Here is a 1,525-nt window from a genome sequence, read left to right on the forward strand (position 1 = left end):
TTTAGAATAATTTAAAATATATTTTTCTATTAAAATTTTTAGCTTTTATAGCTAAAGCAACGATAACAGCATAAATTTCACTCGATTTTCTAAACAAAGAATATTTAAATTTTAAAACCAAATTTAATATAAAATTTCAATTATCTTTATAGTGCTATCAATAAGCTAAAATAACAATTTATTGTTGCCTAAAGTTTAAGGCATATTTTAAAATTTAAAGCCAAAATTTGTTTTTATCGCGCAAATATACATATAAATTTTATCCTGCCAAATGGCTAAGATCAACCTCAAAAGCTTAAATTTTGGAGTAAATTCTTTTTTTCTCAAAAGCGATTACCGGCAAAGAAAAAATATGGTTTTTATCTTTTGATTATCAAAATATCAATATAATCGTAAAAATTTATAAAAGGATAATTATGGCACTTGAAAATGTATTAAGAGCGATTGAGGATATAAAAAATGGGAAAATGATCGTAATGGTCGATGATGAGGACCGCGAAAACGAGGGTGATCTAGTCTTTTCAGCAGCTAGTAGTGACATGCAAAAGGTAAATTTTGCCATCACTCATGCAAAGGGCGTGCTTTGTCTTGCGATGGATGAGGCGAACGCCAAAAGGCTTGACCTGCCGCTAATGGTAGCTAAAAACACATCGAGCCACGAGACAGCTTTTACGGTCACGATCGACGCAAAAGACGCAACAACTGGAGTTAGCGCATACGAGCGCGATATGACGATCAGGCTTGCAGCTGAGGCTAGCTCAAAGCCTGAAGATTTCGTGCGTCCAGGACATATTTTCCCACTCATCGCTAAAAATGGCGGTGTGCTCGTTCGTACAGGCCACACCGAGGGCTCAGTTGATCTTTGCAAGCTTGCAGGTGTTGCTCCGATGGCTTCGATATGCGAGATTGTAAAAGAAGATGGCACCATGGCAAGGCGCGATTATTTAGAGGATTTTTGTAAGAAATTTGGGCTAAATATGATCAGCGTTTCTGACCTAGTCGAGTATAGGCTAAGCCATGAAAGCCTCATAAGAGTTGGTGAAAAAAGTGACGTGATGATCGCAGACTGCGCTGCAGCAAGATACGATATCACTGATCACAAAGGTAAAATTCACTCAGCTTATCTTTTTGGTGAGCCAAAGAGCAAGGCTAATGTCAAATTTCAAAAGATCCTTGCCGATCACGAGCTTTTAAGCAGTCTAAAATATGAAGAGCTTTTAAAAACTATCAAATTTCTAAGCCAAAATGGTGGAATTTTGATCTTTTTAGATAGCGACAACTCAAACACAAGCAAAGACTACGGCATTGGAGCGCAAATTTTAAATCACTTTGGCGTAAAGGATATCGAGCTTCTAAGCTCAAATAAAAATAAAGAATTTGTAAGCTTAGCTGGTTTTGGGCTAAACATAGTCGGCTATAAAGAAATTTAAATATCACCAAATTTAGCCAGTTTGGCTTGGCTCTGGCTAAATTTTATAATACTTTCTGCATTATTTTTTACAGATAACACACATTTAAATTAGTA

At 35.9% G+C, this 1,525-nt stretch carries 1 protein-coding gene; it reads left to right on the top strand.

Going from position 1 to position 1,525, the window contains the following annotated elements:
- Nucleotides 1–416 precede the first annotated feature (416 nt).
- The gene (locus CYP84_RS08260; RefSeq protein WP_103637234.1) at nucleotides 417–1,430 is read left to right on the top strand and encodes a bifunctional 3,4-dihydroxy-2-butanone 4-phosphate synthase/GTP cyclohydrolase II; all 1,014 of its coding nucleotides are present in this window, start codon (nucleotides 417–419) and stop codon (nucleotides 1,428–1,430) included.
- Nucleotides 1,431–1,525: the final 95 nt, after the last annotated feature.

This window comes from Campylobacter concisus (assembly GCF_002912425.1).
Lineage (GTDB): Bacteria > Campylobacterota > Campylobacteria > Campylobacterales > Campylobacteraceae > Campylobacter_A > Campylobacter_A concisus_AH.

Coding starts and splice junctions, on each gene's coding strand:
- CYP84_RS08260 (WP_103637234.1), top strand. CDS start 417: ATGGCACTTGAAAATGTATTAAGAGCGATTGAGGATATAAAAAATGGG.